At 59.7% G+C, this 26,191-nt stretch carries 26 protein-coding genes and 1 pseudogene; 17 read left to right on the forward strand and 10 right to left on the reverse strand.

Annotated features, from left to right (window positions below):
- Positions 1-159 precede the first annotated feature (159 nt).
- The 6 genes from RRH01S_RS26660 to RRH01S_RS26685 all read left to right on the forward strand — a co-directional run bounded on the left by RRH01S_RS26660 (position 160) and on the right by RRH01S_RS26685 (position 6,780).
- A complete protein-coding gene (locus RRH01S_RS26660; protein ID WP_234904987.1) occupies positions 160-1,938 on the forward strand; it encodes an ABC transporter ATP-binding protein in 1,779 nt (592 codons plus the stop codon).
- A 2-nt stretch (positions 1,939-1,940) separates the two neighbouring features.
- Positions 1,941-3,842: an ABC transporter ATP-binding protein gene (locus RRH01S_RS26665; protein ID WP_012651469.1), complete on the forward strand. Its 1,902-nt coding sequence runs from the start codon at positions 1,941-1,943 to the stop codon at positions 3,840-3,842.
- A 43-nt stretch (positions 3,843-3,885) separates the two neighbouring features.
- The gene (locus RRH01S_RS26670; RefSeq protein ID WP_012651468.1) at positions 3,886-4,350 is read left to right on the forward strand and encodes a GNAT family N-acetyltransferase; all 465 of its coding nucleotides are present in this window, start codon (positions 3,886-3,888) and stop codon (positions 4,348-4,350) included.
- Positions 4,351-4,506: 156 nt separating this feature from the next.
- Positions 4,507-5,013, forward strand: coding sequence for a winged helix-turn-helix transcriptional regulator (locus tag RRH01S_RS26675; RefSeq protein ID WP_042475599.1), 507 nt, complete (start codon positions 4,507-4,509; stop codon positions 5,011-5,013).
- Positions 5,014-5,035: 22 nt separating this feature from the next.
- Positions 5,036-6,301: a beta-ketoacyl-ACP synthase II gene (gene fabF / locus RRH01S_RS26680; RefSeq protein WP_042475513.1), complete on the forward strand. Its 1,266-nt coding sequence runs from the start codon at positions 5,036-5,038 to the stop codon at positions 6,299-6,301.
- Between the two features lie 59 nt (positions 6,302-6,360).
- Positions 6,361-6,780: a DUF4864 domain-containing protein gene (locus RRH01S_RS26685; protein WP_012651465.1), complete on the forward strand. Its 420-nt coding sequence runs from the start codon at positions 6,361-6,363 to the stop codon at positions 6,778-6,780.
- 80 nt (positions 6,781-6,860) lie between these two features.
- Here RRH01S_RS26685 and RRH01S_RS26690 read toward each other — a convergent pair whose 3' ends face one another.
- Positions 6,861-7,739: a cell wall hydrolase gene (locus RRH01S_RS26690; RefSeq protein WP_034518234.1), complete on the reverse strand. Its 879-nt coding sequence runs from the start codon at positions 7,737-7,739 to the stop codon at positions 6,861-6,863.
- Positions 7,740-8,032: 293 nt separating this feature from the next.
- Positions 8,033-8,422, reverse strand: coding sequence for a VOC family protein (locus RRH01S_RS26695; RefSeq protein WP_034519361.1), 390 nt, complete (start codon positions 8,420-8,422; stop codon positions 8,033-8,035).
- A gap of 33 nt (positions 8,423-8,455) precedes the next feature.
- Here RRH01S_RS26695 and RRH01S_RS34695 point away from each other — a divergent pair, with 33 nt between their 5' ends.
- Together RRH01S_RS34695 and RRH01S_RS26700 are read left to right on the forward strand one after the other, a co-directional pair.
- Positions 8,456-8,614 (forward strand): hypothetical protein, encoded by a 159-nt coding sequence (locus tag RRH01S_RS34695; protein WP_155293908.1) that lies wholly within the window; start codon positions 8,456-8,458, stop codon positions 8,612-8,614.
- Positions 8,615-8,771: 157 nt separating this feature from the next.
- A pseudogene (locus RRH01S_RS26700) lies at positions 8,772-9,466 on the forward strand (class I SAM-dependent methyltransferase).
- Positions 9,467-9,545: 79 nt separating this feature from the next.
- Here RRH01S_RS26700 and tgt read toward each other — a convergent pair.
- The 5 genes from tgt to coaD all read right to left on the reverse strand — a co-directional run bounded on the left by tgt (position 9,546) and on the right by coaD (position 13,537).
- Positions 9,546-10,676, reverse strand: coding sequence for a tRNA guanosine(34) transglycosylase Tgt (gene tgt / locus RRH01S_RS26705; protein WP_012651461.1), 1,131 nt, complete (start codon positions 10,674-10,676; stop codon positions 9,546-9,548).
- Between the two features lie 6 nt (positions 10,677-10,682).
- A complete protein-coding gene (queA, locus tag RRH01S_RS26710) occupies positions 10,683-11,765 on the reverse strand; it encodes a tRNA preQ1(34) S-adenosylmethionine ribosyltransferase-isomerase QueA (protein ID WP_034518237.1) in 1,083 nt (360 codons plus the stop codon).
- A gap of 74 nt (positions 11,766-11,839) precedes the next feature.
- Positions 11,840-12,340 (reverse strand): peptidylprolyl isomerase, encoded by a 501-nt coding sequence (locus tag RRH01S_RS26715; protein WP_007696028.1) that lies wholly within the window; start codon positions 12,338-12,340, stop codon positions 11,840-11,842.
- 82 nt (positions 12,341-12,422) lie between these two features.
- Positions 12,423-12,995, reverse strand: a complete 573-nt coding sequence (locus RRH01S_RS26720; RefSeq protein ID WP_007696027.1) for a peptidylprolyl isomerase — start codon at positions 12,993-12,995, stop codon at positions 12,423-12,425.
- Between the two features lie 38 nt (positions 12,996-13,033).
- A complete protein-coding gene (coaD, locus tag RRH01S_RS26725; protein WP_007696025.1) occupies positions 13,034-13,537 on the reverse strand; it encodes a pantetheine-phosphate adenylyltransferase in 504 nt (167 codons plus the stop codon).
- Between the two features lie 201 nt (positions 13,538-13,738).
- Between coaD and RRH01S_RS26730 the strand changes: the two genes are divergently transcribed.
- The 5 genes from RRH01S_RS26730 to RRH01S_RS26740 all read left to right on the forward strand — a co-directional run bounded on the left by RRH01S_RS26730 (position 13,739) and on the right by RRH01S_RS26740 (position 15,610).
- Positions 13,739-13,960 (forward strand): hypothetical protein, encoded by a 222-nt coding sequence (locus tag RRH01S_RS26730; RefSeq protein WP_007696023.1) that lies wholly within the window; start codon positions 13,739-13,741, stop codon positions 13,958-13,960.
- A gap of 92 nt (positions 13,961-14,052) precedes the next feature.
- Positions 14,053-14,211, forward strand: a complete 159-nt coding sequence (locus RRH01S_RS34535) for a hypothetical protein (RefSeq protein ID WP_007696021.1) — start codon at positions 14,053-14,055, stop codon at positions 14,209-14,211.
- A 41-nt stretch (positions 14,212-14,252) separates the two neighbouring features.
- Complete coding sequence (locus RRH01S_RS35125; protein WP_007696019.1) at positions 14,253-14,387, forward strand: hypothetical protein; 135 nt, start codon at positions 14,253-14,255, stop codon at positions 14,385-14,387.
- 226 nt (positions 14,388-14,613) lie between these two features.
- The gene (locus RRH01S_RS26735) at positions 14,614-15,258 is read left to right on the forward strand and encodes a TetR/AcrR family transcriptional regulator (RefSeq protein ID WP_012651458.1); all 645 of its coding nucleotides are present in this window, start codon (positions 14,614-14,616) and stop codon (positions 15,256-15,258) included.
- Positions 15,251-15,610 carry a DoxX family protein gene (locus tag RRH01S_RS26740; protein WP_007696014.1) on the forward strand — a complete coding sequence of 120 codons (360 nt, stop codon included), beginning with the start codon at positions 15,251-15,253 and terminating at the stop codon, positions 15,608-15,610. The genes RRH01S_RS26735 and RRH01S_RS26740 overlap by 8 nt, the downstream gene beginning before the upstream one ends.
- A 98-nt stretch (positions 15,611-15,708) precedes the next feature.
- On the opposite strand, the gene gyrA is transcribed toward RRH01S_RS26740, so the two are convergent.
- Entirely contained in the window at positions 15,709-18,513 is a 2,805-nt protein-coding gene (gene gyrA, locus RRH01S_RS26745) for a DNA gyrase subunit A (RefSeq protein WP_012651457.1), read from the reverse strand.
- Between the two features lie 226 nt (positions 18,514-18,739).
- Between gyrA and RRH01S_RS26750 the strand changes: the two genes are divergently transcribed.
- Positions 18,740-19,372 (forward strand): MarC family protein, encoded by a 633-nt coding sequence (locus tag RRH01S_RS26750; RefSeq protein ID WP_012651456.1) that lies wholly within the window; start codon positions 18,740-18,742, stop codon positions 19,370-19,372.
- A 69-nt stretch (positions 19,373-19,441) separates the two neighbouring features.
- Here the strand turns inward: RRH01S_RS26750 and RRH01S_RS26755 are convergent, their stop codons facing one another.
- Positions 19,442-19,990 carry a single-stranded DNA-binding protein gene (locus tag RRH01S_RS26755; RefSeq protein ID WP_037218473.1) on the reverse strand — a complete coding sequence of 183 codons (549 nt, stop codon included), beginning with the start codon at positions 19,988-19,990 and terminating at the stop codon, positions 19,442-19,444.
- A gap of 259 nt (positions 19,991-20,249) precedes the next feature.
- Between RRH01S_RS26755 and uvrA the strand changes: the two genes are divergently transcribed.
- Together uvrA and RRH01S_RS26765 are read left to right on the forward strand one after the other, a co-directional pair.
- Entirely contained in the window at positions 20,250-23,171 is a 2,922-nt protein-coding gene (uvrA, locus tag RRH01S_RS26760) for an excinuclease ABC subunit UvrA (RefSeq protein WP_042475519.1), read from the forward strand.
- 30 nt (positions 23,172-23,201) lie between these two features.
- A complete protein-coding gene (locus tag RRH01S_RS26765) occupies positions 23,202-24,008 on the forward strand; it encodes a DUF72 domain-containing protein (RefSeq protein WP_007696008.1) in 807 nt (268 codons plus the stop codon).
- A 6-nt stretch (positions 24,009-24,014) separates the two neighbouring features.
- Here RRH01S_RS26765 and RRH01S_RS26770 read toward each other — a convergent pair whose 3' ends face one another.
- Positions 24,015-25,490 carry an NAD(P)H-hydrate dehydratase gene (locus RRH01S_RS26770; RefSeq protein WP_042475603.1) on the reverse strand — a complete coding sequence of 492 codons (1,476 nt, stop codon included), beginning with the start codon at positions 25,488-25,490 and terminating at the stop codon, positions 24,015-24,017.
- A gap of 349 nt (positions 25,491-25,839) precedes the next feature.
- On the opposite strand from RRH01S_RS26770, the gene RRH01S_RS26775 reads away from it, so the two are divergent.
- A complete protein-coding gene (locus tag RRH01S_RS26775) occupies positions 25,840-26,178 on the forward strand; it encodes a P-II family nitrogen regulator (protein ID WP_003539626.1) in 339 nt (112 codons plus the stop codon).
- The last annotated feature ends 13 nt before the right edge of the window (positions 26,179-26,191 follow it).

The following is a 26,191-nucleotide window of genomic DNA, read 5'->3' on the forward strand; positions in this document are numbered from 1 at the left end:
ATCCGAACCCGTTCCGGGCCCGCCTCGTTCTAAAAATGCCTGGATAAGAGCGTGAGCAGCGATTCATCAAGAAGCGCCGCGAAGTCATTGACTTCGTTAGCGCATGTTAGTGCGGCCGGTTGGGGTCGAGGTCTCTCCACAATCGTGCGGATCACGCATATGACGCTGCGTCACCCTTGGCAGACAAGCTTTGCCATAGGTGCCACTTTCGTAGCTGCAACGTTACAGTTGATGATCCCGCGCCTGCTTGGCCATGCCGTGGACCAGACGCAATCGGCCTTCGCCGGCGGTGCCGCCGGCCAGATCGCCGAACATGCCCTGATGACGACAGCGCTACTCCTTCTCGTCGTCAGCGCTCTGCGCGGCCTCTTCACGATGGTGCAGAATTATTACAGCGAAGCCGTCGGCCACCATATGGGCTACGAGCTGCGCCTCGCCTGTTATGAGAAGTTCCAGCAGCTTCCCTTCAGCTTCCACGACAAGGTTCACTCCGGCGACCTCATAACGATTGGGCTGCTCGATCTCGAAGGCGTGCGTATGTATTTCTCCACGGCGCTCGTCCGCACGGTGCTGCTCACCGTGTTGATCGGTGTCGGCGCCTATATACTGCTGTCGACCGATTTCCTGCTCGGGCTTCTGGCTTTGAGCTTTGTGCCCTTCGTCGCCTGGCGCTCCTCCGTAACGCAGCTCAGGCTGCGCGCTACCTGGCTTGATCTGCAGGAACGACTGTCGGTGCTGACCCGTGTCATGGAGGAAAATCTCAGCGGCATTCGTGTCGTGCGTGCCTTCGCCGCGCAGGCTCACGAGCTGATGAAATTCGACAAGGCGTCGCACAACGCCCTCACCCTCGCCCACAAGCGCGTCGGTATTCGCGTCATCAACACCAGCGCGATGAACTTCTCGTTTTTCGCCGCCATGGGCCTCGTGCTTTGGGTCGGCGGCAACAAAGTGATCGCCGGCGAGATCAGCGTCGGCACCCTCGCCTCGTTCCTGACTTTCATGACCATTCTGCAGATGCCGGTGCGCCAGCTTGGGCTGATGGTCAACGCCTTCGCCCGCGCCTCGACCTGCGGCTCGAGGCTCTTTGGCCTGCTCGATCTGGATATCGCCATCAAGGACGCGCCGGACGCCAAGCCGCTGGTCGTTACCGACGGCGTACTGCGTTTCGAGAATGTCAGCTTCGTCTATCCTGGCCTGGAAGACCGTCCTGTGCTCAACACTATCAGTTTCGAGGCACGGCGAGGCGAGACGATCGGCATCGTCGGCCCCCCCGGCAGCGGCAAATCCACCATCGCGCATCTGATCCCGCGCTTCTACGACGTGACTTCCGGCCGCATCACCATAGATGGTCAGGACATCAACAAGGCGACGTTGCAATCGCTGCGCCAGAACGTCGCCGTCGTGCAGCAGGATTCCTTCCTGTTCACCACCAGCATCGAGAACAATATCGCCTATGGCGATCCCTGGGCGAAGGAAGGCCGCATCGAGCGCGCCGCCGAATCCGCGCAACTACACAACTACATTCTCGGCCTGCCGGCCGGCTACACCACCGTCGTCGGCGAACGCGGCGTGTCGCTTTCCGGCGGCCAGCGTCAACGTTTGACGATCGCGCGGACGCTGATGCTGAAGCCGGCGGTGATGGTGTTCGACGATTCCACCGCTGCGATCGACGCGGCCACCGAACAGCGCATCCGCAGCGCCATGAAGCGTTTTGCCCGCGATCGTGTGACACTCGTGGTCGCCCATCGGCTGAGCTCGCTGATGCATGCCGACCAGATCCTGTTCATCGAAGACGGCGAAATCGTCGAGCGTGGAACCCATGAGCAGCTGCTGGCAGCAGGGGGGAGGTACAAGGCGCTGTACGATTTGCAGGTTCGCCCGGATGACGACATGAAGGTGTCCGCCGACCGGGTCGTCGCCGTGAAGAGGGAGGCCTGACAATGTCAGAAACCATCGAGACCGAGCGCAACGATGTGCGCGAGGACGGACGTCGCCCTCCCCGTGCCGTGGTCGGCTCGCATCGAGTCGAGGAAGAAATCTTCGGCAAGGTCTTCGACAGCAAGATCGTCGGCCGCATCTGGACCTTCGTCAGCCCCTATCGCCGCCAGGTCTATATCGCTGTTGTGGCGGTGCTTCTCTTTACCGCGTCGCAGATCGTCATACCGCTCGTCATTCGCTATGCGATCGACCATGCGATGGCGCCCGGCGCTGTCAATTACTCGGCGCTCTGGCTAGCCCTGGCGATCTTTAGCGTGGCGATCCTCGTCAATTATGGGGCGAGCTACGTCCAGGAGACCTATGTCGGCGAAGTCGCGGAAGAGGTTCTGTTCGATATTCGCCGGGCGATGTTTGCGCATATACAGCGCGTATCGCTCTCCTTCATGGACAAGACCGAGGTTGGCCGACTGATGTCGCGCCTGCAAGGCGACGTTAACTCCATGCAGGAATTCCTTGAAACATCAGTACTTTCCGTCGGCGACATTGCCCTGCTCTTCGGCATTATCGTCGTCATGCTGTCGCTCGATTTCCGGCTTGGCCTGCTGACGCTTTCGGTCATGCCGATCCTCTTCATCGTTCGGCTGTTCTGGCTGCCGAAGGCGCGCGTCGCCTTCATGAACGCGCATGAAGTCAATTCCATCACCAGCGGCGCGCTGGCCGAGGCGATCCATGGCGTGCGCGCCGTCCAGGGCATGCATCGCCAGCGCGTCAATTTCGACCTTTTCGACGAGAAGGCGCATACCAATCTGAAGGCGCACCTGACGGCGGCACGATATGCGCAGATCATGGTGCCGATCGTCGACACGCTGACGGGCATGGCCATGGCCATCGTCATCATCGTCGGCGGTTCGATGGTGCTGAACAACAGGCTCGATGTCGGCGTCATGGTCGCCTTCCTGTTCTACATCCAGCGCTTCTTCGACCCGATCCGCTCGCTGACGATGCAGTATTCCGTCATGCAACGTGCCATGGCCTCCGGCCAGCGGCTGACGGACGTGCTCGACGTGCCGATCGACATCAAGGATGCACCCGACGCCAAGGTGTTATCGGCGGATATGGATGGCTCTGTCGAATTCCGCGACGTCGTCTTCGGCTATGATCCGAAGCATCCGGTGCTGAAGAATGTCAGTTTCAAGGTCAATCCCGGCGAGACCGTCGCGCTCATCGGGCCAACCGGCTCGGGCAAGTCGAGCTCGATGGCGCTGATCCATCGGTTCTACGACGTGCAGCAGGGCCAGGTGCTGGTCGGCGGCCATGATGTGCGCTCCCTCACCCAGGATTCGCTCGGCCGGCAGATCGCCATGGTGCTGCAGGAGCCCTTTCTCTTCACGGGCACCGTGCTGGAGAATATTCGCTACAACAAGGCCGAGGCGACGCGCGAGGAAATCATCGAGGCGGCAAAGGCGGTTGGCGCGCATGAATTCATCATACGGTTGCCCGATGGCTACGAAACCGTACTCGGCGAGCGCGGCGGTGGCCTGTCGCTCGGCCAGCGCCAGCTCGTCAGTTTCGCCCGCGCCCTCGTTGCCGACGCGAAGATCCTCGTGCTCGACGAGGCGACGGCCAATATCGACAGCTACACCGAGATGCTGATCCAGAAAGCACTGGTGAAGCTGCTGGAAGGCCGCACCGGCCTGGTGATCGCCCATCGGCTGGCTACCATCCGCGAGGCGGACCGCATCATTGTGCTGCAAAACGGCCAGCTGATCGAAAGCGGCAATCACAACGAGCTGATGGCCAACGGCAAGCTCTATTCGAAACTCTATAACCTCAATTATTCTTCCTTCGACGATATCCCCGACGAGGAAGCGACCCCGTCCACACCAACGGAGTCGCGGACGTAGGCCTGGAATCGTTCCATCCACAGGTTACGAGGATGAGACAAGTATGAACATCAGACCCGCCGAATCCATTGATGCTCAGGGTATGAGCAATGTTCTGAACGAGATTTTCGACGCGGGCCTGCGAAAGAGTGCGGGCGACGTCACGTTGGTCCTGGCGCAGTACATCGAGCATGAACATCGGATAGAATGCTCGGTCGCAGAGGACGAGCAAGGACAGATTCTCGGGTTCCAGTCCCTACGCTACGCCGTAGCGGGAAATCCGTATGGGGTATCTGAGGACTGGGGGATCATCGGAACCCATGTCAGCCCTCGTGCTGGCCGCCAGGGCATCGGTTCAGCGCTATTTCAGGCGACGTTGCGGGCCGCCAAGACTTTTGGTTTGCAAAATATCGATGCGACCATCGGCGAAGGCAACAAGATGGGGCTCGCCTACTATGAGGCTATGGGCTTCCGAACCTATCGCTCGGGCGATGGATCAATCTCCAAGGCCTATAAAATCGACCAATGATTCTTTCCCGAAAAGCTGCTCTCTGAATCGATTTCGCGATCGGTTCACGTTTGACGCTGTTCGTCGGGAAACCAAAGCGATGTCCTCAGCATGGTTCTCTTGCTCCATATTGAGTAACTTGCATCATGATAGTTATTCATGCTATTCGCCTCTGCCATGCAGAGAACCAGCTTCAGCACCTTTAAATGTCCCGCTGCCCGCGCACTTGAAAGCGTCGGTGACTGGTGGAGCATTCTGATCCTGCGGGACGCGCTCCAGGGCCTGACACGGTTCGATGAATTCCAGAAAAATCTTGGCGTCGCCCCGAATATCCTGACGCGGCGGCTGAAGCATTTGACCGATGAAGGTCTGTTCGAACGCCGCCTCTACAACGAGCGACCGCCGCGCTACGAATATGTCCTGACCGACAAGGGGCGCGATTTCTTTCCTGTCTTGATGGCGCTGTTCGCCTGGGGCAACCGGCATGTGCCGCCCGAGGACGTCGCAATGCGGCTTGCCGATGCGGCCACCAGTAAAGATCGCGATCCGCTTCTCATCGACCGCGTGACCGGCCGCGCCTTCCATCCCGAAGATACGATTCTCGTGCCCGGCCCAGCAGCTGATGAAGCCGTCCATGAGCGGATAGAACACATGAAGGCATGGTTCTTGGGCTTCGACGCCTGATTACGTTAAATAGGAGCAAGACATGGATCGCATCGTCGTAACAGGCATGGGCCTGGTTTCACCACTCGGCGTCGGCGTCAGCGCAGCCTGGAAACGACTGGTCGAAGGTCGTTCCGGTCTTAGGCTCTTACCGGAGACGATGGTCGACGATCTCGCCGCCAAGGTCGGCGGCGTCGTGCCCAACCTCGAAGAGGATGCGGAGGCCGGTTTCGACGCCGATCGCTACGTGCCGATGAAGGACCAGAAGAAAATGGACCGCTTCATCCTCTTTGCGATGGCCGCGGCCGAAGAGGCAGTGAAGCAAGCCGGCTGGCAGCCGACCGATCTTCGTGACCTTGAGCGCACAGCCACCGTGATCGCGTCGGGCATTGGTGGTTTTCCGGCAATCGCTGATGCGGTCCGGACAGCAGAAGCGCGCGGCGTACGGCGACTATCTCCCTTCACCGTCCCCTCTTTCCTCGTCAATCTCGCAGCCGGCCAGGTCAGTATCCGCTACGGTTACAAGGGACCGCTTGGCGCACCGGTCACCGCCTGCGCCGCCAGCGTCCAGGCAATCGGCGATGCGGCGCGACTGATCCGAGCTGGTGAGGCCGATGTGGCGATCTGCGGCGGCGCGGAAGCTTGCATCGACAAGGTCAGCCTCGGCGGCTTTGCGGCGGCACGCGCCCTCTCTACCGGCTTCAGCAATAGGCCGGAGGAAGCTTCCCGCCCCTTCGATGCCGCCCGCGACGGCTTCGTCATGGGCGAAGGCGCTGGCATGTTGGTGATCGAAACGCTGGATCATGCGCTGGCCCGCGGTGCCACGCCGCTTGCGGAACTCGTCGGCTACGGCACTGCAGCCGACGCCTATCACATGACAGCCGGCCCAGAGGATGGCGATGGAGCACGCCGGGCAATGCTGGCGGCTTTGTCGCAGGCTCGAATTTCGCCCCGCGAAGTCAAACATCTCAACGCCCATGCCACGTCGACGCCGGTCGGAGACCGCGGTGAGATGGAGGCGATCAAGACAGTATTCGGTCGCGATGGCGGCATTGGCGTCAGCGGTACGAAGGCTGCCACCGGCCATCTCCTCGGCGCCGCCGGCGGCCTGGAGGCTGTTTTCACGATCATGGCGCTGCGCGACCAAATCGCGCCGCCGAACCGCAATCTGCAGGACGCCGATCCCGCGGCCGAAGGTATCGATCTCGTCGGAGCAACTGCCCGGCCGATGTCGATGGAATATGCGATCTCGAATGGTTTTGGATTTGGTGGCGTGAATGCCAGCGCCTTGTTTCGCCGCTGGCAATAGCCGCTTCTTCAAAAACGTGAAGCGCGCTATGCTCTCCGGGATATTCGCCGGAGATGTCCATGCGCGCTTTATCCCTCGCCGTCATGCTGTGCCTCATCCTTGCGGCCAAGGCGCAAGCGGAAGATCCTGTGCAAACGGCGCAAACGCTGATCCAGGGACAGATAGAAGCCTTCCTGCAGAATGATGCGGCGACGGCCTATTCTTTTGCGGCGCCGGGCATCAAGGCGCTCTTTCCAGACAAGGACGTCTTTTTCGCAATGGTGAAGAAGAGCTACCAGCCGGTCTATCACCCCGGCAACTACGCCTTCGGCAAAAGCCGCGCCATCGACAACGGCGCCGTTGTCTATCAGGAAGTGTTGATCACCGGTATCGACGACAAGGACTGGACGGCGATCTATCAGATAGCTCGCCAGCCGGATGGCAGTTACAAGATCAACGGCGTACAGATCCTGCCCAATACGGCAAGCAAAGGCATTTGAGCGGCATGCGGGATCGATGCCACGAAGCGGCGCATCTATCGCCGATAGTGCGCGCCGCTGAAAGGCAGTTGCTGGCTTCGTTAGCCGCGAATTCTAACAGAGTTGCCGGAATAGCTCTCACCCTCGAATTCGGGGCGCGGCTGGGGAATCGCTATGGTCGAGATCGGCTCGACGACTGCCGTCCCATGGGTAACTGGCACCGAGATCAGGGCTGGAGCCGGCGTCGGGATGGGAACCTCTGCCGGGATCGCAGCCGTCGCAGCCGGCATGGCAAAAGTCGGGTTCGAGACCGGCGTAAAGGCGACGACGGACGGCGCTTGCTGCACCTGCTGCGTTTCCGGCAATATGAACGGCGATTGTGTTGTCGATATGCCTTGCGTCGATACGTAGTTCATCGCGACCTCATAGGCCGGAAGCGGCGCCGGGGTCTGCAACTCGCCATCCCGGCCGCGCTTCTCGTAGAACGCATTCCCGCCGGCTATCGCGACATAGTGCATGTTATTGTAGGGGAACTTCAGGCCATTGGTGTGGAAGAACATCGCATCCTTCACGCCCGCATGCCGCTCTCCGCGCAGAATAGCCGTGGCCGCCGTATCAAGCTCCGGTTCCGCCTCGGGGCGCACCAGCCTTGTCATTACGCCCGGCGCGAATTGCCGCTCCTGTGCGACGACGCCGCAAATCGAATTGGCATAAGCCCCCGACGTCAGCCTGTTCATCACGACAGTGCCCACCGCCATGTACCCATCGTGATCCGAATGCTCGGACTCGAAATACATGACACGCTTCAGACAGTCGCGATCCTTGGCGGTGTAATTATACGTTACCTTCGCCGGCTGGATCGATTTTGTCGAGCTATGAGTAGCCGAAGATGTTTTCGTGTCAGTCGTGCAGCCTGTTGCCGCCAATCCGACAAATAACAAGCCGGACAGACATGTCCCCAATTTACCTTGCGCCCTCAACGGCAGGTGCCTCCTACTTATGATTAGAACAGCCCTTATCGATCAAGAAAAAGCGTTGTAGCCGAAATCCACAGGAATTCCAAACCCATCGCGATTAAATTAGCCAATGAAGCTTATCATTGGCGGACGGACCGTTTATTCCGATTCGCCATTTTTCCAAACGATTTCTCATCACGCCGCCGTTTCGGCTGGCCTCGCGGCCTATCGAAAAACCTCGAATACGCCCCCTGAAAACGCCCGGTTTGTGACGCGAAGATCGCATCACAAACCATTACAGTCATTAATATTTTTGACTAGGCTGTTGGGTCTGAACGCCAACCGACCTCGATGAGAATTCGCCCCGGCGCAAAGCAGTAAAATAACCACCCGCCCCGCACCGCCGAAGGCGGTTGCCAGATCTCGCAGCCGGCCGATTTGGCCCGCTCAAATTGTTCGTCCACAGCCTCGCGCGACGGCAATATGAAGCCGACATGATAGGTATTGCGTCCAACCGAGGCCGAATCAGCTCCGCCGAACTTCTCGATCGGACGGCTGATGACCAGTTCGAGACCGGCGTCGTCACGCAAAATGGCAAGGCCATTTACGCCCCGCGTCTCGATTTCGATCAGGCCGAAGGCAGATACCAGAACGTCCCTCGTCGCGGCGACATCGGGAACATGAAGATCAAGATGATTTAGTCGCATGGCAGGCAGCTCCATGGGTCTTCCCGCGGAGGCATGACGGCCGAAATCGCCCACCCCAACGCGGGCGGCTCGGCCGGTATGGCCAAGCTTCCGCGTCGTGGGTACTCGCGCCAAGGCGCGGAACAGAGCTTCCAGATAGAAGGGGTCGGGCTTACCGAAACCGACCCTGCCTTTTTCGACAATTCCGATTAGCGCCGATTTTGGGCAGGCGCAAGGACTGCGAACGATGGAATGAATCAAAGAGACGGCCTTGCCGGAGATATTGGCGCTTCGATAGTTCGATAGAGTGAGTATCTCTACCGTATTGAAACCAATCGTCTTTCAGGTGAGCCTCTGGAGAGGAACGACGTTGTCTGAGAATGATTACGATGCGTTTGCGGCAGCCTATCAGGCTGACAACGAGAACAACGCTTGGAATGCCTATTATGAGCGGCCGGCAATTCTTTCGATGATTGCCGATGTTGCCGGGCTCCGGGTCCTTGATGCGGGATGCGGTGGTGGAGCACATGCGGCAGCGCTTCTTGATCGAGGCGCGATCCTAACCGGCATCGATTCGAGTGCAGGCTTGCTGGAAATTGCGCGACGTCGCCTTGAAGGACGTGCGCAATTACGACTGGTTGATCTGAATGAGCCGCTGCCCTTCGATGATGGCAGTTTCGATTTGATCCTCGCCTCGCTTGTCATGCTTTACCTGCCTGACTGGTCGCGGCCCCTCGCCGAGTTCAACCGTCTGCTCTCCCAAAGCGGCCGCCTTGTTTTCTCCACCCACCATCCCTTCATGATCATCCGTCGCCCGGCCACGATAATTATTTCGAGACCTACAGCTTTGACGAGACCTGGCAGCGCGGAGGAAAGGACATCGCCATGCGCTTCTGGCATCGACCGCTCCACGCCATATTTGACGCGCTCAAGGCAGCCGGTTTTCAGATTGATATCCTGAGTGAACCCCAACCCGATCCGCGAGCCCGCGAGCTCTTTCCGGAGGCATTTCGGAGCCTCACAACCAAACCGCGCTTCCTGTTTTTCTCGGCCAGGAAAGCATAAGTCCGAGATGCAAATGGCTAAGAAGACGGCACGATCGTATCGATCGTCGCCACCTTTAGCAGAGATAGTGGATCACATCTCAAACCGGCTCGAGATCGCCCCTCGCCCAGTTCTCCTGCGTCTCCGCCATGAAATCGGCAAAACGGCCCTCGGCGATCGCCTGCCGGATGCCCTGCATCAGTTCCTGATAGTAGGCGAGATTGTTCCAGGAGAGCAGCATGCCGCCGAGCGCCTCGTTGGCGCGGACGAGATGATGCAGATAGGCGCGTGAATAGTCGCGCGAGGCTGGGCAATTCGATTGGTCATCGAGCGGACGCATGTCCTCGGCGTGGCGGGCATTGCGGATATTGACCTTCCCGCGGCGGGTAAACGCCAGGCCGTGGCGACCGGAGCGGGTCGGCATCACGCAGTCGAACATGTCGATGCCGCGGGCGACGGATTTCAGAATATCGTCCGGCGTGCCGACGCCCATCAGATAGCGCGGCTTTTCAGTCGGCAGTTCCGGTAGGGTGGTTTCCAGCATGCGCAGCATCACATCCTGCGGCTCACCGACGGCAAGGCCGCCGACGGCGTAGCCCTTCAGGTCCATCTGGCTCAGCGCCTGCGCCGAGCGGACACGCAAGTCAGGCACGTCGCCGCCCTGCACGATGCCGAACATCGCCTTGCCGGGCTGGTCGCCAAAGGCGACCTTGCAGCGCTCGGCCCAGCGCAAGGACATTTCCATGGCCCGCTCGATCTCTTTCGGAGTCGAGGGCAGCGCCACGCATTCATCGAGCTGCATCTGGATATCGGAGCCGAGCAGGCCCTGGATCTCGATCGAGCGTTCCGGCGACATATGATGCAGGCTGCCATCGACATGCGACTTGAAGGTCACGCCCTTCTCGTCGAGCTTGCGCAGACCGGACAGCGACATCACCTGGAAACCGCCGGAATCGGTCAGGATCGGATGCGGCCAGCGGATCAGCTCATGCAAGCCGCCGAGGCGGGCGACACGCTCGGCGGTCGGGCGCAGCATCAGGTGATAGGTATTGCCGAGAATGATATCGGCGCCGCTTTCGCGCACCTGATCGAGATACATCGCCTTGACAGTGCCGACCGTGCCGACGGGCATGAAGGCTGGCGTGCGGATCGTGCCGCGCGGCATGGAAACTTCGCCGAGACGGGCGCCGCCATCGGTCTTCTTCAATTGGAACTGAAAGCTCTCGCTCATCTCGTCTTAGTCTTTCCGGTGGAGCAGGCTGCCATCGCCATAGGAATAGAAGCGATAACCCGTCTCAATAGCATGGGTATAGGCCGCGCGCATGGTATCGAGGCCGGCAAAGGCCGACACCAGCATGAACAGCGTCGAGCGCGGCAGGTGAAAATTGGTCATCAGCAGATCGACCGCCTTGAAGCGGTAACCGGGTGTAATGAAGATGCCGGTTGCGCCGGACCAGGGCTTGATCGTGCCGTCCTCGGCAGCCGCACTTTCGAGCAGCCGCAGCGACGTGGTGCCGACGCAGACGATGCGCCCGCCCCTCGCCTTCACGGCGTTCAGCTTCTCCGCTGTCGCTGCATCGACATGGCCGATCTCGAAATGCATCTTGTGGTCTTCGGTATCGTCAGCCTTGACCGGCAGGAAGGTGCCGGCGCCGACATGCAGCGTCACGAAATGCCGCTCGACGCCCATGGCGTCCAGCGTTGCAAACAGTGACGGGGTGAAATGCAGGCCGGCGGTGGGCGCTGCGACGGCGCCCTCCTCGCGGGCGTAGATGGTCTGGTAATCGGCGCGGTCGCGCTCGTCTTCCGGACGCTTGGCGGCGATATAAGGCGGCAGCGGGATATGACCGACGGCGGCAATCGCCTCGTCCAGCGCCGGACCGGAGAGATCAAAGCGCAGCGTGATCTCGCCACCCTCGCCCTTCTCCTCGACCACAGCATCAAGCGCGCCGAGAGCGCAGACATTTTCGCCATGGCCGAACTGGATGCGGTCGCCGATCTTGATGCGCTTGCCCGGCTTCGCGAACGCCTTCCAGCGATCGGGTGCGGCGCGCATATGCAGCGTCGCCGAAACCTGCTGGCCGGGCGCACCCTCGCGATGACGAATGCCTTCCAACTGTGCCGGAATGACCTTCGTGTCGTTGAAGACGATAGCGTCGCCGGGGCGAAGGTAGGACGAGAGATCGCGGATTTGGCGGTCGCTCAAGACCATCTCCGCATTCGGATCGACCACGAGCAAGCGCGCGCTATCGCGCGGCTCGGCGGGCCTAAGCGCGATACGCTCGTCCGGCAGGTCGAAATCGAAAAGGTCAACACGCATTCAGGCAATCCGGGCAAAGCGAAACCCGCCCCCGCGCCAAAGGCGCAAGAGGCGGGTTTCAGGAATAATCACAATCAGACGTCGGCGGCAATCCGCGCGGAGACGATCGAGTCCGGATCCTTCACCGGCTCGCCGCGCTTGATCTTGTCGACATTGTCCATGCCGCTGATCACCTGGCCCCAGACCGAATACTGCTTGTTCAGCCAGGATGCGTCAGCGAAGCAGATAAAGAACTGCGAGTTGGCCGAGTTCGGGTTCTGCGAACGCGCCATCGAGCAAGTGCCGCGAATGTGCGACGTGGCGGAAAATTCAGCCTTCAGGTCCGGCTTGGACGAGCCGCCCGTACCGGCGCGGGCCGTGTTGCCGCCTACCTTGCCATGCTCCACATCGCCGGTCTGGGCCATGAAGCCGTCGATGACGCGATGGAAAACAACGCCGTCATAGGCCTTCTCGCGAGCGAGTTCCTTGATGCGGGCGACATGCTCGGGCGCTACCTGCGGCAGGAGCTGAATGACAACTTCGCCCTTGGTGGTTTCCAGGATGAGGGTGTTTTCGGGATCCTTGATCTCAGCCATTTTCGTTTCCTCGTTCTATGTTTGATTGCGCACGATCTTATCCAAAAACCGCTTCACACTTTTTGGGATCATGCCTTTGGATTTACTTCTTGCTGACGGTGACCTTCAGCATCTTGTCCGGGTTGCTCACTTCGCCATTCTGGCCTTCGCCGCGCTTGATCTTGTCGACGAGTTCCATGCCGGAGACGACCTTGCCGACGACCGTATACTGGCCGTTCAGAAAATCGCCGTCAGCGAACATGATGAAGAACTGCGAGTTGGCGGAATTCGGATCCTGGGCACGCGCCATGCCGATAACGCCGCGCGTGAACGGAACCTTGGAGAATTCGGCCGGAAGGTTCGGAAGATCGGAACCGCCGGTGCCGGCCTTGGCGGCGTTATAGCCCTTCGTCGTGTTGCCGTACTGGACATCGCCGGTCTGGGCCATGAAACCATCGATGACGCGGTGGAAGACAACATTGTCATACGCACCCTTCTTCGCCAACGCTTCGATCTGCGCGACATGCTTCGGCGCAACTTCGGGCATCAACTCGATGACAACAGGGCCGTCCTTCAGCTGGATCGTCAGAAGATCGGTGGCCGCGGCCGAGATGGCGCTGCCTGCGAAGGCGGCGAGGCCGAGAAAGCCTGCCAATGCGATATGAAGAAGTTTCATGGGTGCTCCGTTCGGAAAAATGGATTTCGGCCTGACTTTTATTTGGCCGGATCTTTTAACTTGCCAGTCAGGGCTTCAAGAACCGCTGGCGGGACGAAGGCGCTGACATTGCCGCCCATGGAGGCGATCTGCCGCACCAATGTGGCGGTTATGGGCCGGGACGCCGTGCCGGCGGGCAGAAACAGGGTCTGAATATCCGGCGCCATCTGGCGGTTCATACCGGCCATCTGCATTTCATAATCGAGATCGGTGCCATCGCGCAGGCCACGCACCAGGAGGCTCGCGCCATGCTTGCGGGCCGCGTCGACCACCAGATTGTCGAAGGAGACTACGGATATGTCAGCAGCCTTCTTCGGCAGCGCATCAGCAAGCGACCGGTTGATCAGCTCCGCCCGCTCCTCGAAGGAAAAAAGCGGTTTCTTGCCAGGATGAATCCCGATCGCGACAATGACCTTGGAGGCGACATTCAGCGCCTGCACGAGGACGTCCAGATGTCCATTGGTCATGGGATCGAAGGATCCGGGATAAAAGGCTGTCGTCATACCGAGCCGGCTCGTTGTTTCGACGCCTTTTGTCACGGATAGCCCCTTCTCGCAAGTCATTTACAACCCGGCAATGGCCTCTGAACGACAGATGAATGCGGCGTTCAAGCCCGTTTCAGATCGACAATGCTTTACTCACCCCAACATCGAAACGGGCCGGTTCAACCGGTTCATCCATCTCCGGCTCAGGAATATCAGGCCATGCTGGTCCTCATCGTCGCAGTCGCCATTGTCGCCTCCATCCTCATTGAGCACGTTGTTCACCTGTTCGCGAACAATTACGAAATCGAATGGGCTGCTCATACCGACAGTGATGACACCACTTCTGCTCAAGAAATCATCAGCGCCATGCGCAAAACGCATCGCGAATCTGAACGCCAGATGAACAAGGCATTCAAGGTTGCTTCAGATGGGCGTTGGTAAATAGAGCCCAACATATGGCGGAACCATTCACGAGCCGCTGCGTTAAAGTACGAACCTTAAATTTGCACGTTGCTGTAAGAAGGAAAAAGAGTATGCCCGACAAGATCACCCTTATTAACGTTGTTTGGATGACGATGATTTCCGGAATGCTTGCAGCAACGATCGCTCTTTACGATCAAAAGCCTGACCAGTCGAAGATCTATGGTCCCTTTGCTTCGGCTCGTTCCTTTACGGCTTCCAGCCAATACTAAAGGGATCTGAACGCTAGTTCCGCGAGAGGAAGGGAGCGATCATGTTCACGATATTAACGGTGCTTACGCTTTTCATCAGCATCATGTTCGTTGTGTCTGTTGCATCCACCATATCGGCGCTCCATCGCGAAAGCGAAGAGAGCAAGAAGCTGAACAAGCGTCACGGAACACTCTGACCCTTCGGGCTCCTGACAATCTCCCCCACCCGCGTGCGGCCCTCCAGGCGCCCGGGACCAGTCAAACCGGACGCTCCCCAGCGTCCGGTTTTTTCTATGCAGTGGCTGCACAGCGGAAATCCTGAAATCGACAAAAGGTCGCACGCCTCCGACACACCCTGACAAATCTTGTGTCGCCAAATGGTATGGTATAGTACCATACCATTATTCATCGAATGAGGCTTATATGGAGACCCATAGGACAGAGCGCGGGGCAGACCGAGTTAAGCAACTCGTGGAAAGTGCAGCGGAATTGTTCCTTGAGCAGGGATATGATGCCGTTTCCATCGACATGGTGATATCCCGCTCCGGTGGTTCACGACGCAATGTCTACGATCATTTCGGCGGCAAGGAAGGGCTTTTCATCGAAGCGGTCACACGGCTTTGCGCCGACATTTCCGCTCCGCTCGAACTGCTTGAAATCCCCAAAACCGGAGAGTTCGACAGGGCACTCACATCCTTCGCCTGCAGTGTTCTTGGCATCGTGCTTCAACCACAAGCGCTCGCATTGCATCGCCTGATGGCATCCAAAGGCCATCAATTCCCAAGGCTCGCCCAGGCAATCTGGTTCGGAGGCCCGGAGAATGCCACGCGCATTCTGGCAAGCTGGATCGAACCCAAGCAAACGGATGGCCAGTTTCGGGCAGACATCTCTGCGTTTGATTTGGCCGAGCAGTTCCTGAGCATGCTGGTGATGGCGCCACAATTGCGCGGCCTCGTGGGGATTGATCGCAAACCGCCAGATAAGGCAGCAATCGAGCGCCTGAGCGAAGCGGCCGTTAAAACATTTCTACAGGGTGTCATAACAAGCGAGGCTAAAGACCGTGGGTAAATTCAAATGGAGCCTGATACTTCCGTGGATCGTGGGAATTTTCTTCGTGGCGGGAGGATTGGGCAATATCTTTGCATCCAATACCATTCTCGATGATTACCAGCGCTGGGGCTATCCCGGATGGTTTCATTACGTGACTGGCATAGTCGAGCTGGCTGCCGCCGCCCTCATCCTTTTGCGCCCCACTCGCCTTCTCGGCCTAGCGCTCGCCGCCACCATCATGCTCTCAGCGATTGCGACCGTGCTGGGACACGGTGAATATTCACATGCCATTGCTCCCGCGACCGTATTAGGCTTGGTGCTGCTGACAGGCTGGACCACCTGGCGGACAGGTCTTGCCGCCTCTCGATAGGGCGTGTTGCATTCCAAGATCTATACCGATGCTTTCGAACAGACAAAAACGGCCGCCCAAAGGCGGCCGTTTTCCATTAAACTCATTAAAATCGAGAGCTATTCCTCGCTGGTACCTTCGGCCTCGCCTGCAGGCACCTCGGCCTCTCCATTCGGCACACCATCCTCAGCATCTGCCTCGACGGCGTCATCATCACCTTCCGGCTCGCTGATGCGCTCGACCGAAACGACCTTCTCGTCCTTGGCGGTCGAGAAGATGGTGACGCCCTTGGTGGCGCGGCTGGCGATGCGAATGCCGCCGACCGGAACACGGATCAGCTGACCGCCATCCGAGACCAGCATGATCTGGTTGCTGTCCTCAACCGGGAAGGCGGCGACCAGTTCGCCGATCTCGGCAGTCTTCGATGTGTCGGTGGCGCGGATACCCTTGCCGCCACGGCCGGAGATACGGAAATCGTAGGAAGACGAACGCTTGCCAAAGCCCTTTTCCGAAACCGTCAGCACGAATTGCTCCAGCGCCTTCAGTTCTTCATAGCGCTCGTCGCTCAGCTGTCCCTCTTCGGTGACTTCCTCGCCGACCAGCGCAATTTCCTCTTCCTCGCCCGTGGTCGAGCGACGCTCGCTGGTCGAGCGCTTGAGATAGGCAGCGCGCTCCCAGGGCTCCGCATCCACATGGTTGACGATGGTCATCGAAATGATGCTGTCGCCCGACGCCAGCGAAATACCGCGAACGCCGATGGAATTGCGGCCGGCGAAGACGCGCACGTCCGAGACCTGGAAGCGGATGCACTGTCCGAGCGCCGTCGTCAGCAGCACATCGTCATGCTCGGTGCAGGTCTCGACGGAGAGGATTTCGTCGCCCTCTTCCTCGAGCTTCATGGCGATCTTGCCGTTGCGGTTCACCTGTACGAAGTCCGACAGCTTGTTGCGGCGCACGGTGCCGCGCGTCGTCGAGAACATGACGTCGAGATTGTCCCAGCTCGTCTCGTCCTCGGGCAGCGGCATGATCGTGGTGATGCGTTCGCCGGGCTCAAGCGGCAGCATATTGATCAAGGCCTTGCCACGCGATGTCGGCGTGCCGATCGGCAGGCGCCAGACCTTCTCCTTATAGACGATGCCGCGCGACGAGAAGAACAGTACCGGCGTATGCGTATTGAGAACGAATAGCCGGGTAACGAAATCTTCGTCGCGCGTCGTCATTCCGGAGCGACCCTTGCCGCCGCGGCGCTGGGCGCGGTAGGTGGTGAGCGGCACGCGCTTGATGTAACCGAGATGCGAAACGGTGACGACCATGTCCTCGCGGGCAATCAGATCCTCATCGTCCATCTCGAGACCGCCATCGACGATCTCGGTGCGGCGCGGCGTTCCGAACTCGTCGCGAACGGCAATAAGCTCTTCTTTTACAATGGTTTGGATGCGGACACGCGACGAGAGGATATCGAGATAATCCTTGATCTCAGCGCCGATCTTGTTGAGCTCGTCGCCGATTTCGTCACGGCCGAGTGCCGTCAGGCGAGCAAGACGCAGCTCGAGAATGGCGCGCGCCTGCTCCTCCGAAAGATTGTAGGTGCCGTCTTCGTTGATACGGTGACGCGGATCGTCGATTAGCCGGATAAGGGATTCGACATCTTCCGCAGGCCAGCGGCGAGTCATCAACTCCTCACGCGCCGACTGCGGATCGGGAGCGCGGCGGATAACGCGGATGACTTCGTCGATATTGGCGACGGCGATGGCGAGACCGACCAAGACGTGGGCGCGTTCGCGCGCCTTGCGCAGCAGGTACTTGGTGCGGCGGCTGACGACATCTTCGCGGAAGGACACGAAGGCGCGCAGCATGTCGAGCAGGGTCAACTGTTCGGGCTTGCCGCCATTCAGAGCCACCACGTTGGCGCCGAAAGACGTCTGCAGCGGCGTATAGCGGTAAAGCTGGTTCAGGATGACGTCGGCATTGGCGTCACGCTTCAGCTCGACAACGACGCGGTAGCCCTGGCGGTCGGATTCGTCGCGCAGATCGGAGATGCCTTCGATGCGCTTTTCGCGCACCAGTTCGGCCATCTTCTCGATCATCGTTGCCTTGTTCACCTGATAGGGAATTTCGGTGATGATGATCTGCTCGCGGTCGCCGCGCATCGGCTCGATCGCTGCAACGCCGCGCATGACGATGGAGCCGCGCCCGGTCTCATAGGCCGAGCGGATACCGGCACGGCCGAGGATCTTGGCGCCTGTCGGGAAGTCCGGACCCGGAATGATCTGCATGATCTCCGGCAGTTCGATCGCCGGATTGTCGATCAGCGCGATACAGCCATCGATCACTTCGGAGAGGTTATGCGGCGGAATATTGGTCGCCATGCCCACAGCGATACCGCCGGAGCCGTTGACGAGCAGGTTCGGGAACTTTGCCGGCACAACGACGGGCTCGCTCAGCGTGCCGTCATAGTTGTCGCGGAAATCGACGGTTTCCTTGTCGAGATCGTCGAGCAGCGAATGCGCCACCTTCTGCAGGCGGCATTCCGTGTAACGTTCGGCCGCCGGCGGATCGCCATCGACGGAACCGAAATTGCCCTGCCCGTCGATCAACGGCAGCCGAAGCGACCAGGGCTGCGCCATGCGGGCGAGCGCATCGTAAATCGCCAGGTTACCGTGCGGATGGTATTTACCCATCACGTCACCGGTTACGCGGGCGCACTTCACATATTTCTTGTTCCAGTCGATCCCGAGTTCCGACATACCGTAGAGGATGCGTCGATGAACGGGCTTGAGACCATCGCGAACATCGGGAAGTGCGCGGCTGACGATCACGCTCATCGCGTAATCGAGGTACGACCGCTGCATTTCCTCCATGATAGAAATTGGCTCGATGCCTGGCGGGAGCTTCCCGCCGCCGGGTGGTGTTTGCTCAGTCAAAACAGATCACGATCTCTTTTAGAATCACTGCGAAATTTATAGCCGAAAGGCCCTGCGAGCGCCAATTTTGGCGGGTGCTTTTGAACAGGCTTTTGCCCTCTTAACCCGCTAAATCGAACATTTCCGTGGCAGCACGTCCCGGATTGGCCGCATTGCGCTTTGCGAAAGCCCATTCCTCGCATATCAATGGATCAACAACCATAGAAAACAAATGGCTGGGGAACATATGGCGAGCGCGGACACGCTAATCAATGCCTTCACGACGCTGCTTGTCACGGTCGATCCGCCAGGTCTCGCTCCGCTTTTCATCGGCCTCACAGCGGGCATGAACCGGGCCGAACGCAAGCAGGTGGCCTTGCGCGGATCCCTGATCGCCTTCTTCATCCTGGCTGCCTTCGCTTTGTTCGGCGCCAGCGTGCTCGGCATCCTCGGCATCTCTATCGGCGCCTTCCGCATTGCCGGCGGCCTGCTGCTCTTCTGGATCGCCTTCGAGATGGTATTCGAGAAGCGGCAGGACCGGAAGGAGAAGACGACCGAGGTCGCGATCACCAAGGATCACATCCACAATATCGCGGTCTTCCCCCTCGCCTTGCCATTGATCGCCGGCCCCGGGGCCATTTCGGCAACCATACTGCTTGCCGGTTCGCTGCAGACCACGTTTGATCGGGCACAGCTGATCGGCGTCATCGCCGTCAATCTCGGGCTCGTCTTCGCGGCGCTCGCAATCTCCGACAGACTCGACCGCATGCTGGGGGCAACGGGGCGTGCCATCCTGACTCGCCTGCTCGGCGTCATCCTCGCGGCACTTGCCGCCCAGTTCGTCGTGGACGGCGTGCGGTCCGCCCTCACGCTTACATAGAAAAAGCCCGCCGGGAAAGGCGGGCTGCTCAACACAATTCGATATAAGCTATCGATCAGAGTCGCTCGATCAAAACGGGATATCGTCGTCCAGGTCGCGCGAGAAGTTGCTGCCGCCACCGCTGCTTGCGGGAGCGCCACGGCTTGCACCAGCGCTGCGGCCTCCGCCGGATGACGGTGCGGGCTGGCCATAGTCGTCACCGCCGTAATCACCGCCACCAAAATCACCGCCGCCGCCACGATTACCGCCGCCGCCACCGCCTTCACCGCGGCCGTCCAGCATGGTCAGCGTCGAATTGAAGCCCTGCAGCACAATTTCGGTCGAATACTTGTCCTGGCCGTTCTGATCCTGCCACTTGCGGGTCTGAAGCGCGCCTTCGATATAAACCTTGGCGCCCTTCTTCAGATATTGTTCGGCAACCTTGCAGAGACCTTCGTTGAAGATCACCACGCGGTGCCACTCGGTCTTTTCCTTGCGCTCGCCGGAATTGCGATCACGCCAGGTTTCCGATGTCGCGATGTTGAGATTGGCGATCGGACGGCCATCCTGCGTACGGCGAATTTCCGGATCCGCCCCGAGATTTCCAACCAGAATTACCTTGTTCACACTACCGGCCATGATACCACCCTACTTGCCGCCCATCGACGGCTCTGAAATTTTATCCGCGCACCTTAGACCATTGCCGCCATCAGGTGCTATTTAAGCAACCATCCAAGAGAGCTTCATCCACAAGGAATTTTGTTCTTTCTTTGTTCTATTTTATCCCTATGATCCTGTCAACCGAATCGAAAACCTGGCGCTGCCCTTCATTTCAGCCTCGACTCACGGCCCGGCATCACTAAATAAAGGCAGACATCAAGGGACCAAGCGGACGACGATGAGTGAACTGAAGACTATATCCATACGTGGCGCACGCGAGCACAATCTCAAGGGCATCGATCTCGACCTTCCGCGCAACAAGCTGATCGTCATGACCGGCCTTTCGGGCTCGGGCAAGTCCTCGCTCGCCTTCGACACGATCTATGCCGAGGGGCAGCGTCGCTATGTCGAGAGCCTGTCGGCCTATGCGCGGCAATTTCTGGAGATGATGCAGAAGCCTGACGTCGACCAGATCGATGGCCTGTCGCCGGCGATTTCGATCGAGCAGAAGACCACGTCGCGCAATCCGCGCTCGACGGTCGGCACCGTCACCGAAATCTACGACTATATGCGCCTGCTGTTTGCCCGCGTCGGCGTGCCTTATTCGCCGGCCACCGGCCTGCCGATCGAGAGCCAGACGGTCAGCCAGATGGTCGACCGCGTGCTCGCCTACGAGGAAGGCACCCGGCTTTATATCCTGGCGCCGCTCGTGCGCGGCCGGAAGGGCGAATATAAGAAGGAACTGGCGGAGCTCATGAAAAAGGGCTTCCAGCGTGTCAAAGTCGACGGCCAGTTCTACGAGATCGCCGATGCACCGACGCTGGACAAGAAGTACAAGCACGATATCGACGTCGTGGTCGACCGTATCGTCGTCCGACCCGACGTCTCGGCCCGCCTGGCGGACAGCTTCGAAACATCGCTGCGGCTCGCCGATGGCCTTGCCATTGCGGAATTTGCCGACAAGCCGCTGCCGCCGGAGGAGACTTCTGCCGGTGGGTCGGCCAACAAGTCGCTGAACGAAACGCATGAACGCGTGCTGTTTTCGGAAAAATTCGCCTGCCCGGTCTCCGGTTTCACCATTTCGGAAATCGAGCCGCGCCTGTTCTCGTTCAATAATCCCTTCGGCGCCTGTCCGTCCTGCGATGGCCTCGGCTCGCTGAAGAAGATCGATCCAGCCCTGATCGTGCCGGAACCGGAGCGGACTCTGCGCGACGGCGCGATCTCTCCCTGGGCCAAATCGACCTCGCCCTATTACAATCAGACGCTGGAAGCGCTCGGCAAGCATTACGGCTTCAAGCTCGGCAGCCGCTGGAGCGACCTGCCGGATACGGCGAAAGACGTGATCCTCAACGGTACCGAGGACAAGATCGAGTTCCACTACGCAGACGGCGCCCGTTCCTATACGACGCACAAGAATTTCGAAGGCATCGTGCCGAACCTCGAGCGGCGCTGGAAGGAAACGGATTCCGCCTGGGCGCGTGAGGAGATCGAGCGCTTCATGTCGGCCGCCCCCTGCCCGGCTTGCAACGGCTATCGCCTGAAGCCGGAAGCGCTGGCGGTCAAGATCAACAAGCTGCACATCAGCCAGGTCGCGGAAATGTCGATCCGGATTGCCCGCGACTGGTTCGACCTGCTGCCGGAGACCTTCACCGACAAGCAGAACGAGATTGCCGTCCGCATTCTCAAGGAGATCCGCGATCGCCTGCGCTTCCTCAACGACGTCGGCCTCGAATATCTGAGCCTGTCGCGCAATTCCGGCACGCTGTCCGGCGGCGAAAGCCAGCGTATTCGCCTGGCCTCGCAGATCGGCTCGGGCCTCACCGGCGTGCTCTATGTCCTCGACGAACCCTCGATCGGCCTGCATCAGCGCGACAATGCCCGTCTGCTGGAAACGCTGAAGCACCTGCGCGACATCGGCAATACGGTGATCGTCGTCGAACATGACGAGGATGCAATCATGACGGCGGATGACGTGGTCGATATCGGCCCCGCCGCCGGCATACATGGCGGCCAGGTGGTGGCGCATGGCACACCGCAGGAGATCATGGCAAACCCGAAGTCGCTGACCGGGAAATATCTCTCCGGCGAACTCGGCGTGCCGGTTCCCGACGAGCGTCGCAAGGTCAAGAAGGGCAAGGAGATCAAGGTCGTCGGCGCCAGGGGTAACAACCTCAAGGACGTCACTGCTGCGATCCCGCTCGGCGTCTTTACCGCCGTCACCGGCGTTTCCGGCGGCGGCAAGTCGACCTTCCTGATCGAGACGCTCTATAAATCCGCCGCACGCCGCGTCATGGGCGCACGCGAAATCCCGGCCGAGCATGACCGGATCGATGGCTTCGAGCATATCGACAAGGTGATCGATATCGACCAGTCGCCGATCGGCCGCACACCGCGCTCGAACCCGGCGACTTATACCGGCGCCTTCACGCCGATCCGCGACTGGTTCGCCGGCCTGCCGGAAGCCAAGGCGCGGGGCTACCAGCCAGGTCGCTTCTCGTTCAACGTCAAGGGCGGCCGCTGCGAGGCCTGCCAGGGTGACGGCGTCATCAAGATCGAGATGCACTTCCTGCCCGACGTCTACGTCACCTGCGACGTCTGCCACGGCAAGCGCTACAACAGAGAGACGCTGGATGTCACTTTCAAGACCAAGTCGATCGCCGATGTGCTCGACATGACCGTCGAGGAAGGCGTCGATTTCTTCGCGGCTGTTCCCGCCGTGCGCGACAAGCTGCAATCGCTGAAGGATGTCGGCCTCGGCTATATCAAGGTCGGCCAGCAGGCCAATACGCTTTCGGGTGGCGAGGCGCAGCGCGTCAAGCTAGCCAAGGAACTGTCGAAGCGATCGACGGGCCGCACGCTTTACATTCTCGACGAACCGACCACCGGTCTGCATTTCCATGACGTCGCCAAGCTTCTGGAAATGCTGCACGAACTGGTCAACCAAGGCAATTCAGTCGTCGTCATCGAGCACAATCTCGAAGTCATAAAGACGGCCGACTGGATCCTCGACTTCGGTCCTGAAGGCGGTGACGGCGGCGGCGAGATCGTTGCAACGGGCACGCCGGAGATGATCGTCAAAGAGAAGCGGTCCTATACGGGACAGTTCCTCAAGGAATTGCTGGAGCGGCGGCCAATAAAAAAAGTCGTAGCGGCGGAGTGATCTAGCCGCGCCCAATCAATGGAGGAGAGAATGACCAAAACCGGCACGATCCGAACCGGCATTGGCGGCTGGACGTTTGAGCCGTGGCGGGGGACATTCTATCCCGACACGCTCAAGCAGAAGGACGAGCTCAATTTCGCCAGCCGCCAGCTGAAGGTGATCGAGGTCAACGGCACCTATTACAGCACGCAAAAGCCGGAGGTTTTTGCCAAGTGGGCGGCCGACGTGCCGGATGGTTTCATCTTCTCGCTGAAAGCGACGCGTTTCGTCACCAATCGGCGCGTGCTTGCCGAGGCGGGTGAGTCGATGCAGCGCTTTCTCACATCCGGCATCAGTGAGCTGGGCGACCATCTCGGGCCGCTGCTCTGGCAGTTTGCGCCAACGAAGAAGTTCGACCCGGATGATTTCGAGGCGTTCCTGAAGCTGCTGCCGGGCAAGCAAGACGGTCTGGCGCTCCAGCATGTCGTCGAGGTCCGGCATGACTCGTTCAAGGTGCCGGAATTCGTCGCCCTGCTTGCAAAATACAATATCGCGCCGGTTTGCGCCGAGCATTTCGAATATCCGATGATTGCCGATGTGACCGCCGATTTCGTCTATGCCCGCCTGCAGAAGGGCTCCGACGACATCAAGACCTGCTATCCGCCGAAGGACTTGAAGGCCTGGGCGAAGCGGCTGGAGACCTGGGCAGAGGGCAAAATCCCCGATGATCTGCCGTTGATCGACGGGGACCGCAAGGTCAAGGTCGAGCCGCGCGACGTCTTCGCCTTCATGATCCATGAGGGCAAGGTCAATGCGCCTCATGGCGCGATCGCGCTGCAGGAAGAAGTGGCGAAATAGCGCCCCTCAAACGGGCGTGACGTGCGCAACGAGATCTTCCGCCGTCAGTCCTTTTCCGGCGCGCTGCCCAGCGACGCCATGCAGCCAGACACCGGCGGCGGCGGCCTCGAAGGCTGGCGCACCCTGTGCCATCAGTCCACCGATGATGCCGGCGAGCACGTCGCCGGAGCCGGCGGTGGCAAGCCATGGCGGGGCGTTGGCGTTGATCAGCGCCCGGCCGTCGGGTGCAGCGATGACACTATCGGCACCCTTGTAGATAATGGCGGCATGAGCCCGCGTCGCCGCCGCCCTGGCCTTCTCCACTTTGCTCAGCGCACCGTCGGCGGCGATATCGGGAAAGAGGCGAGCGAACTCCCCCTCATGCGGCGTCAGCACCAGACGCGTCGGGCCATCCGCGAAGGCATCAAACAGGAGTTGCGGGTCGTCGCGAAACGAGGTGATGCCGTCGGCGTCCAGCACCAGATGACGATCGTTCAAGGCCAGGGCAAACTGGCGGGCCTTCTCGCCGGCGCCGAAGCCAGGGCCGAGAACGAAGGTCGAAAGGCGCTTGTCGGAGAGCCACTCGCGCAAGGAAACCTCGTCCTCGACCGCGCGCAGCATGATCGCCGTCAGCATCCCGGCATTGACCGCCAGCGCCTGTTCCGGGGAAGCGATGGTGACAAGCCCTGCCCCTGCCTTCAACCCAGCCATGGCCGACATGCGCGCCGCGCCCGTAGCTGTCGCGCCGCCGGAAAAGACGACGAGGTGGCCGCGCTTGTATTTGTGGGTGTCGGTGGCAGCCGCTGGCAGGTTTGCCTGCCATTGCGCTGGCGTATTTTCCGCAAGCATGCCATTTGCATGGGCACGGACAATGCGCGCGGGAATGCCGATGTCGGCGACCTCCAGAACGCCACAGAGCTCCCGCCCCGGTATCAGCAGATGGCCCGGTTTGCGGGTCATGAAGGTGATTGTGCGTTCGGCGCGGAAAGCAGCGCCAAGCATCTGACCGCTCCGACCATCAAGACCTGAAGGCAGGTCGACGGCAATGACGGGAATGTCGGCTTCGGCAACCCGCGCGATGGCAATAGTGACCTGATTAGGGAGTGGACGAGAGAGGCCCGCCCCGAAGATGGCATCGATGACCACGTCGCCAGAGCGCGGCAGATAGTGCTCCAATTTTTCTCCGGCGAAAGGACAATCGGCAAAGGCGCGGGCGGCATCCCCCTTGAGCGTTTTAGGTTCGCCCAGATGATAGAGTTGGACCTCCGCGCCGCTTTGCCGGAGCGCGCGTGCCGCCACATAGCCATCGCCGCCATTGTTGCCAGGCCCGCAGAGCACGACATATCGCATGGCCTCGGGGAAATGCCGAAGGGCGCTCGCAGCCACCGCCTGCCCCGCCTTTTCCATGAGGCCATATGAATCGATACCCGAGGCCGCTGCGGCGCGATCGACGGCAGCCATATCATCGGGTGAGAGAAGCAGGTCGGCGAGCGGTAATATCATGATGGACAACATTGAATCCGAAACCTGCCTGAAAAACAACCGTCATTCGGTTGCGTGATTTGATCAATAATTATGCATTTGCTTAAAATAATCCCATCAACCACAAACACCTCACCAAGGTACGATTGTGAGAGTTGAGGCACTTTTTCGCAAAAATATGCTTATCCCGCCCATTTTTGTGCGAAATCGCTTTCATTTTCCCGAAAAATCCTCATCAATCCGGGGTCTCGGCGTCAATTCGCCGGGATTTTTCGCAGCGGACCACTCTGAACTGGCATGATACGTGCATCACGTTGGCCGAGCGGGGAGTAGTCCTGCTGTAACAGGAAAAGCGGAGAGACATTTTCTCATGAAAAAGATCGAAGCGATCATTAAGCCTTTCAAGCTCGACGAAGTGAAGGAAGCCCTTCAGGAAGTCGGCCTGCAGGGCATCACCGTCACGGAAGCGAAGGGCTTCGGTCGTCAGAAAGGCCACACGGAACTTTACCGTGGTGCTGAATACGTCGTTGACTTCCTGCCGAAGGTGAAGGTCGAAGTCGTATTGGCGGACGAAAACGCGGAGGCGGTGATCGACGCTATCCGCAAGGCAGCACAGACCGGCCGTATCGGCGACGGAAAAATTTTCGTCTCCAATGTGGAAGAGGTCATTCGAATCCGTACCGGTGAAACTGGCATAGACGCCATTTAACCCGCCCGGCCTT

Source organism: Rhizobium rhizogenes NBRC 13257 (assembly GCF_000696095.1).
Classification (GTDB): Bacteria; Pseudomonadota; Alphaproteobacteria; order Rhizobiales; family Rhizobiaceae; genus Rhizobium; species Rhizobium rhizogenes.

Coding starts and splice junctions, on each gene's coding strand:
- RRH01S_RS26660 (WP_234904987.1), top strand. CDS start 160: ATGACGCTGCGTCACCCTTGGCAGACAAGCTTTGCCATAGGTGCCACT.
- RRH01S_RS26735 (WP_012651458.1), top strand. CDS start 14,614: ATGGAGACCCATAGGACAGAGCGCGGGGCAGACCGAGTTAAGCAACTC.
- RRH01S_RS35125 (WP_007696019.1), top strand. CDS start 14,253: ATGTTCACGATATTAACGGTGCTTACGCTTTTCATCAGCATCATGTTC.
- RRH01S_RS34535 (WP_007696021.1), top strand. CDS start 14,053: ATGCCCGACAAGATCACCCTTATTAACGTTGTTTGGATGACGATGATT.
- queA (WP_034518237.1), bottom strand. CDS start 11,765: ATGCGTGTTGACCTTTTCGATTTCGACCTGCCGGACGAGCGTATCGCG.
- fabF (WP_042475513.1), top strand. CDS start 5,036: ATGGATCGCATCGTCGTAACAGGCATGGGCCTGGTTTCACCACTCGGC.
- RRH01S_RS26755 (WP_037218473.1), bottom strand. CDS start 19,990: ATGGCCGGTAGTGTGAACAAGGTAATTCTGGTTGGAAATCTCGGGGCG.
- RRH01S_RS26765 (WP_007696008.1), top strand. CDS start 23,202: ATGACCAAAACCGGCACGATCCGAACCGGCATTGGCGGCTGGACGTTT.
- RRH01S_RS26775 (WP_003539626.1), top strand. CDS start 25,840: ATGAAAAAGATCGAAGCGATCATTAAGCCTTTCAAGCTCGACGAAGTG.
- RRH01S_RS26665 (WP_012651469.1), top strand. CDS start 1,941: ATGTCAGAAACCATCGAGACCGAGCGCAACGATGTGCGCGAGGACGGA.
- RRH01S_RS26770 (WP_042475603.1), bottom strand. CDS start 25,490: ATGATATTACCGCTCGCCGACCTGCTTCTCTCACCCGATGATATGGCT.
- RRH01S_RS34695 (WP_155293908.1), top strand. CDS start 8,456: ATGACGGCCGAAATCGCCCACCCCAACGCGGGCGGCTCGGCCGGTATG.
- RRH01S_RS26675 (WP_042475599.1), top strand. CDS start 4,507: ATGCAGAGAACCAGCTTCAGCACCTTTAAATGTCCCGCTGCCCGCGCA.
- RRH01S_RS26730 (WP_007696023.1), top strand. CDS start 13,739: ATGCTGGTCCTCATCGTCGCAGTCGCCATTGTCGCCTCCATCCTCATT.
- RRH01S_RS26685 (WP_012651465.1), top strand. CDS start 6,361: ATGCGCGCTTTATCCCTCGCCGTCATGCTGTGCCTCATCCTTGCGGCC.
- RRH01S_RS26715 (WP_007696028.1), bottom strand. CDS start 12,340: ATGGCTGAGATCAAGGATCCCGAAAACACCCTCATCCTGGAAACCACC.
- uvrA (WP_042475519.1), top strand. CDS start 20,250: ATGAGTGAACTGAAGACTATATCCATACGTGGCGCACGCGAGCACAAT.
- RRH01S_RS26670 (WP_012651468.1), top strand. CDS start 3,886: ATGAACATCAGACCCGCCGAATCCATTGATGCTCAGGGTATGAGCAAT.
- coaD (WP_007696025.1), bottom strand. CDS start 13,537: ATGACGACAGCCTTTTATCCCGGATCCTTCGATCCCATGACCAATGGA.
- RRH01S_RS26750 (WP_012651456.1), top strand. CDS start 18,740: ATGGCGAGCGCGGACACGCTAATCAATGCCTTCACGACGCTGCTTGTC.
- tgt (WP_012651461.1), bottom strand. CDS start 10,676: ATGAGCGAGAGCTTTCAGTTCCAATTGAAGAAGACCGATGGCGGCGCC.
- RRH01S_RS26695 (WP_034519361.1), bottom strand. CDS start 8,422: ATGCGACTAAATCATCTTGATCTTCATGTTCCCGATGTCGCCGCGACG.
- RRH01S_RS26720 (WP_007696027.1), bottom strand. CDS start 12,995: ATGAAACTTCTTCATATCGCATTGGCAGGCTTTCTCGGCCTCGCCGCC.